The organism is Tepidiforma sp., assembly GCF_034433535.1.
In the GTDB taxonomy this organism is placed as follows: Bacteria; Chloroflexota; Dehalococcoidia; order Tepidiformales; family Tepidiformaceae; genus Tepidiforma.
This window is the reverse complement of the sequence record NZ_DAOUAO010000214.1, coordinates 1-5,513: the sequence shown is the minus strand read 5'-3', so window position 1 is coordinate 5,513 and position 5,513 is coordinate 1. Positions and strand designations below refer to the sequence as shown.

At 69.1% G+C, this 5,513-nt stretch carries 6 protein-coding genes; all 6 read left to right on the top strand.

Going from position 1 to position 5,513, the window contains the following annotated elements:
* A partial coding sequence (locus VAE46_RS11345) for a branched-chain amino acid ABC transporter permease (protein WP_322797047.1) occupies positions 1 to 525 on the top strand: 525 nt, incomplete at its 5' end.
* Positions 518 to 1,666, top strand: coding sequence for a branched-chain amino acid ABC transporter permease (locus VAE46_RS11340; protein WP_322797046.1), 1,149 nt, complete (start codon positions 518 to 520; stop codon positions 1,664 to 1,666). The genes VAE46_RS11345 and VAE46_RS11340, both read left to right, overlap by 8 nt.
* Positions 1,663 to 2,565, top strand: coding sequence for an ABC transporter ATP-binding protein (locus VAE46_RS11335; RefSeq protein WP_322797045.1), 903 nt, complete (start codon positions 1,663 to 1,665; stop codon positions 2,563 to 2,565). Before VAE46_RS11340 ends, VAE46_RS11335 begins: the two co-directional genes overlap by 4 nt.
* On the top strand, positions 2,552 to 3,259 hold the full coding sequence (locus VAE46_RS11330; protein WP_322797044.1) for an ABC transporter ATP-binding protein: 708 nt from the start codon (positions 2,552 to 2,554) through the stop codon (positions 3,257 to 3,259). Before VAE46_RS11335 ends, VAE46_RS11330 begins: the two co-directional genes overlap by 14 nt.
* A 144-nt stretch (positions 3,260 to 3,403) precedes the next feature.
* Positions 3,404 to 4,606, top strand: coding sequence for a CoA transferase (locus VAE46_RS11325; protein ID WP_322797043.1), 1,203 nt, complete (start codon positions 3,404 to 3,406; stop codon positions 4,604 to 4,606).
* The coding region (locus VAE46_RS11320) for a CaiB/BaiF CoA transferase family protein (protein ID WP_322797042.1) at positions 4,603 to 5,513 on the top strand (911 nt) is incomplete at its 3' end. The genes VAE46_RS11325 and VAE46_RS11320, both read left to right, overlap by 4 nt.

Genomic DNA, 5,513 nt, shown 5'->3' with positions numbered 1-5,513 from the left:
CGCGGCCAGCTCTCCGCAGGGCCGTTCAGCATCACCTACATCCAGCTCTTCCTCATCCTCTGCTCCATCGCGATGATGGTCGTCCTCACGCTCATCATCCAGCGTACCCGCCTCGGGCGCGCCATCCGGGCCGTGGCCGAAAACCCCACCAACGCCTCGCTGATGGGCGTCGATGTCAACCGCACCATCGTCTTCGTCTTCATCCTCGGCGCGGCCATGGCGGGTGTGGCAGGTGTGCTCTACGGCCTCTTCTTCCAGACCATCCGCGGCTCGATGGGCTTCATCCCCGGCATCAAGGCGTTCACCGCCGCCGTCCTCGGCGGCATCGGCAGCATCCCCGGCGCCATGGCCGGCGGCTACGCCCTCGGCCTCGCCGAGACTGTCGGCCGGGAGCTCCTCAACCAGCTCCCCGGCATCGACCTCGGCAACCAGTGGCGCGATGTCATCGCCTTCACCCTCCTCGTCGCCATCCTCATCTTCCGGCCCACCGGCATCTTCGCCCAGCGGAGCACCACCCGTGCCTGAGCCAGCCCGCACCCCCGGTCCCGCCCTCAGCCGCCTCCTCGCCTACCGCTGGCCGCTGTTCATCGCACTCGCCGCCACCCTGCCGTTCTGGCTGTCCGATGTCTGGGTCCAGATGCTGGTCTTCGTCACCCTGTTCATCGTCCTCGGCCTCGGGCTCAACGTCGTCGTTGGGTTCGCCGGCCTGCTCGACCTCGGCTACGTCGCCTTCTTCGCCGCCGGCGCCTACACCATGGGCCTGCTCACCTCTCCCGGCTCCCCCATCGATGCCAGCCTGAACTTTTGGCTCATCCTCCCGCTCGGGGTGCTGATCGCCGCCGGCGTCGGGCTCCTGCTGGGCCTGCCGGTCCTCCCCCTGCGCGGCGACTACCTCGCCATCGTCACCCTCGGCTTCGGCGAAATCATCCGCCTCTTCCTCATCAACCGCGACGACCTCACCCGCGGCTCCCAGGGCCTCGCGGCCATCCCGCGCCCCGAACTCGGCGGCTTCGCCATCGACAGCTTCACCCGCTGGTACTACTTCGTCCTGGTCGCCGCCATCCTGGTCGGGCTGGCCACCGCGCGCCTGCGCGACTCCCGCATCGGCCGCGCCTGGGAAGCCATCCGCGAGGACGAAGACGTCGCCGCCGCCATGGGCGTCAACACCACCAAGTACAAGCTCCTCGCCTTCGCCACCGGTGCGGCCATCGGCGGCCTCGGCGGCGTCATCTACGCCTCCTTCATCGGCTTCATCAACCCGGCGGCCTTCTCCCTCCAGGTCTCCATCGACGTCCTCGCCATCGTCATCATCGGCGGCATGGGCAGCACCCCCGGCGTCATCGTCGGGTCGCTCGTCCTGATCGGTATCCCGCGCATCCTGCAGTTCCGCGAAACCTCCGACCTCCTTGCCCGCCTCGAATGGCTCCGTGACGCCCTCAACGCCGTGGTCGGCGGCATCGATGCCATCACCCCCGGGTCCATCGGCCGCCTGCCGGAGGCCTCCACCTGGGGCGCCCAGCTCGCCGATGACACCCGCTTCGTCATCTTCGGCGCCCTGCTCGTCCTGATCATGGTCCTCCGGCCCTCCGGCCTGCTGCCCTCGCGCCGGCGCAGGCTCGAATTCGCCCACGAGGAATCGGCGCCCACGCCGGCAGGTGCCGCATGACCGCCGCCGAGCTGATCGTCGATGGCCTCAGCATGCAGTTCGAAGGGCTCGCCGCCCTTTCCGAAGTGACCCTGCGCGTTCCCCCGGGCCAGGTCCATGGCCTGATCGGCCCGAACGGCGCCGGCAAGACCACCCTCTTTAACTGCCTCACCGGCTTCTATCGGCCAACCTCGGGCGCTATATACCTCAACGGCCAGCGCATCGATGGGCTCCCCCAGCACGTGATCACCGGGCTCGGCATCGCCCGCACCTTCCAGAACATCCGCCTTTTCGCCAACATGACCGTCCTCGAGAACGTCCTTGTCGGCCAGCACCAGCACATTCCCGTGGGCGGCACCGAGATCCTCAGCACCCGCCGGCCCGTCTACCCGCTGCCCATCGAACGCCTCCTCATCCTCCGCGGGTTTCCCCGTGCCGCCCTCAACGGCGTCATCGAAATCGCCGGCGCGATCGCCCGCCCGCCCCGGGTCCGCGCTGCCGAACGCGCCGCCGTGGAACGCGCCCGCCAGCTCCTCGCGGCGGTCGGCCTCCGCGGCCGCGAAAACGACCTCGCCCGCAACCTCCCCTACGGCGACCAGCGCCGCCTCGAAATCGCCCGCGCGCTCGCGGCCCGCCCCGGACTTCTCCTGCTCGATGAACCCACCGCCGGCATGAACCCGCAGGAAGCCTCCGCCATGGTCTCCCTCATCCGCCGCATCCGCGACGACTTCGCGACCACCATCATCCTCATCGAGCACCAGATGCGCGTCGTGATGGGCGTCTGCGAAGAGATCACCGTCCTCGATTACGGCCGCAAAATCGCCGAGGGTCCGCCGGCGGAGATCCAGCGCAACCCGACCGTCATCGAAGCCTACCTCGGCACCCGCGCCATCCACGGAGGCGGCCATGCCGCTCCTTGATGTCCAGGACCTTCGCGCCGGCTACGGCGCCATCCTCGCCGTGAAAGGCATCTCCCTCACGGTCGAGCAGGGCGAAATCGTCACCCTCATCGGCTCCAACGGGGCCGGCAAATCCACCACCCTCCGCGCCATCTCCGGCGTCATCCGCCCGCGCTCCGGCCAGGTCACCTTCAACGGCCAGCGCATCGACCGCCTGGCGCCCCACGCCATCGTTCGCCTCGGCCTCTCCCACGTTCCCGAGGGCCGCGGGATCTTTCACTCCCTGACCGTCTACGAAAACCTCCTCATGGGCGCCTACCAGCGCTCCGACCCCCTCGACGACGACCTCGAGCGCGTCTACCGCCTCTTCCCCCGCCTCAAGGAGCGCCTCCGCCAGCCTGCCGGTACCCTTTCCGGCGGCGAACAGCAGATGCTCGCCATCGGCCGCGCCCTGATGGCCCGTCCCCGGCTGCTCCTCCTCGACGAGCCCTCCATGGGCCTCTCCCCGGTCCTCGTCGAAACCATCTTCCAGGTCATCCAGGCCATCCGGCGGGAAGGAGCCACCGTCCTCCTCGTCGAGCAGAACGCCCTCATGGCCCTCGAAATCGCCGACCGCGCCTACGTCCTCGAATCCGGCCTTATCACCCTCTCCGGCACCGGCCCCGAGCTCTCCCGCGACGACGCCGTCCGGCGCGCATACCTCGGCGAGGCCTGACCGCTCGACCCTTCCGCGCCCGCCGCTAGGATCATCCCTGCGCAACCCGGCAATGGCCGCACCGGCGTCCCCCGAAACGGGACAGCGCTGGCACAATTTGCCACAATACGCGCCGCAGCATCCTATCCCGACAGCGAGGCCCCCATGGACGCCCTCCAGGGCATCACCGTCCTCGATTTCACCAGCCACATCGCCGGCCCCTACTGCACCAAGCTCCTCGCCGACCTCGGCGCCCGCGTCATCAAGGTCGAGCGCCCCGGCGGCGACCCTGCCCGGGGCCTCCCGCCGTTCCTCAACGATGAGCCCGGCCCCGACCGCTCCGCGACCTTCCAGTACCTCAACACGAACAAAGAATCCGTCGTCATCGACCTGAAGCAGCCGGCCTCCCGCGACCTCGTCCGGGCGCTGATGCAGCAGGCCGACCTCGTCATCACGTCCAGCCCGCCGCGCGTCGAGACCGCGCTCGGCATCGATTACGCCACCCTTTCGTCGTACCACCAGGTGCCCGTCGTCGCCATCACCAACTTCGGCCACGAAGGCCCCTACCGCGACTACTCCCTCGATGACCTCGTCCTCTACGCCATGGGCGCCGAGATGTACTCCCACGGCCTCGCCGACCGCGAGCCGCTCAAACTCGGCGGCACCGCCGCAACCCTCCAGTGCGGCGCAATGGCGGCGGTCGCCGCCCTCGGCGCCCTGACTGCCTTCGAAGTCCACGGGACCGCCCAGCTCGTCGATGTCCCCTGCTTCAACGTCCAGGTCAACAACATCGACCGCCGCTCCTCCAGCATCCTCGCCTACCGCTTCTCCGGCCGCGTCCAGGACCGGCCCGCCTCCGCCATCTCCGGCCTCGCCGGCGGCATCTATCCCGTCGCTGATGGCTACGTCGAAATTGCCGCGCTCCCGGGCACCTACTGGCGGCGCTTCGCTGAGATGATCGGCGACGAAACCCTCCAGGACCCGAAGTGGGACAGCCCCCTCGCCGCCCTCCAGCCCGGGGCCCGCGAAACCGTCGACGCCATCGTCTACCCCTGGATGCTCAGCCGCACCCGCGCCGAGGTCTGGGAGGCCGCGCGCGAGCACCATGTGATGTGCGGGCCCCTGTACACCGGCCTCGACCTCCACAACGACGAGAACTTCCGCGAGCGCGGCCTCTGGACCACCATCGACCACCCTGACCTCGGTACCCTGCCCATGCTCGGGCGCCCCTACATCTTCGAGAAGACCCCCTGGCGCATCCGTTCTGCCGCGCCGCGCCTCGGCGAACATACGCGCCCGGTCCTCGCCGAAGCCGGGATCGAACCGGCCGCCATCGACCAGCTCACCGCCGCAGGAGTCATCGCATGACCACCGCCCCGCTTCCCCTCCAGGGTATCCGCATCTGCGACTTCACCGCCGTCTGGGCCGGCCAGACCGCCACCATGTACCTGGCCGACCTCGGCGCCGAGTGCATCAAGGTCGAAAACCCCTTCATCTGGAACCCCATGACCCGCGCCGCCTCCCCGCGCATGAACGCCATGATGGCCCAGCTCATGCCGCCCTGGATCGCAGGCCACCCGCCGGAGCCCGGCCCGCGTCCCTGGAACAACAGCCCGGCGTTCATCCAGGTGCTTCGCAACAAGAAGTCCTTCACCGTTGATTCCCGCCGGCCCGAGGGACTCGCTATCGTCAAACAGCTCATCGCTATCTCTGATATCCTCGCCGAGAACCTTGCCATCGGGACCCTCGAAAAACTCGGCCTCAACGACGACGCCATCCGGGCCATCCGCCCCGACATCATCATCCTCCACATGCCCGCCTTCGGTCGGACCGGCGCCTACGTCGAGGGCCGCGGCTACGGCGCCCACATCGATTCCGTCGCCGGCTCCACCATCCTCCGCGGCTACCGCGACACCGCCCCCATGGACAACGTCAGCATCTTCGCCGGCGACTTCTGGGGCGGGATGCACGGCGCAGTCGCGGTCCTCGCCGCGCTCCGCCACCGCCGTCGAACCGGCGAGGGCCAGGTCATCGAGATGGCCCAGGTCGAATCCTCCTCCCACATGTTCCCCCAGGCCGCCCTCGATGCCGCCTGGAACGGCCGCGAACACCGCACGATCGGCAACCGTTCCATCGAAGGCCACGTCCCCTCGGGCGTCTTCCCGACCAGCACCGCCGACCGCTGGATCGCCATCTCCTGCCGCTCCGATGCCGAGTGGCGGGCCCTTGTGGCCTACATGGGCAACCCCTCCTGGGCCCTCGACGACGCCCTCGC

Excerpts from the sequence above, each read along its gene's own strand:
- VAE46_RS11335 (WP_322797045.1), top strand. The coding sequence starts at position 1,663 with ATGACCGCCGCCGAGCTGATCGTCGATGGCCTCAGCATGCAGTTCGAA.
- VAE46_RS11330 (WP_322797044.1), top strand. The coding sequence starts at position 2,552 with ATGCCGCTCCTTGATGTCCAGGACCTTCGCGCCGGCTACGGCGCCATC.
- VAE46_RS11325 (WP_322797043.1), top strand. The coding sequence starts at position 3,404 with ATGGACGCCCTCCAGGGCATCACCGTCCTCGATTTCACCAGCCACATC.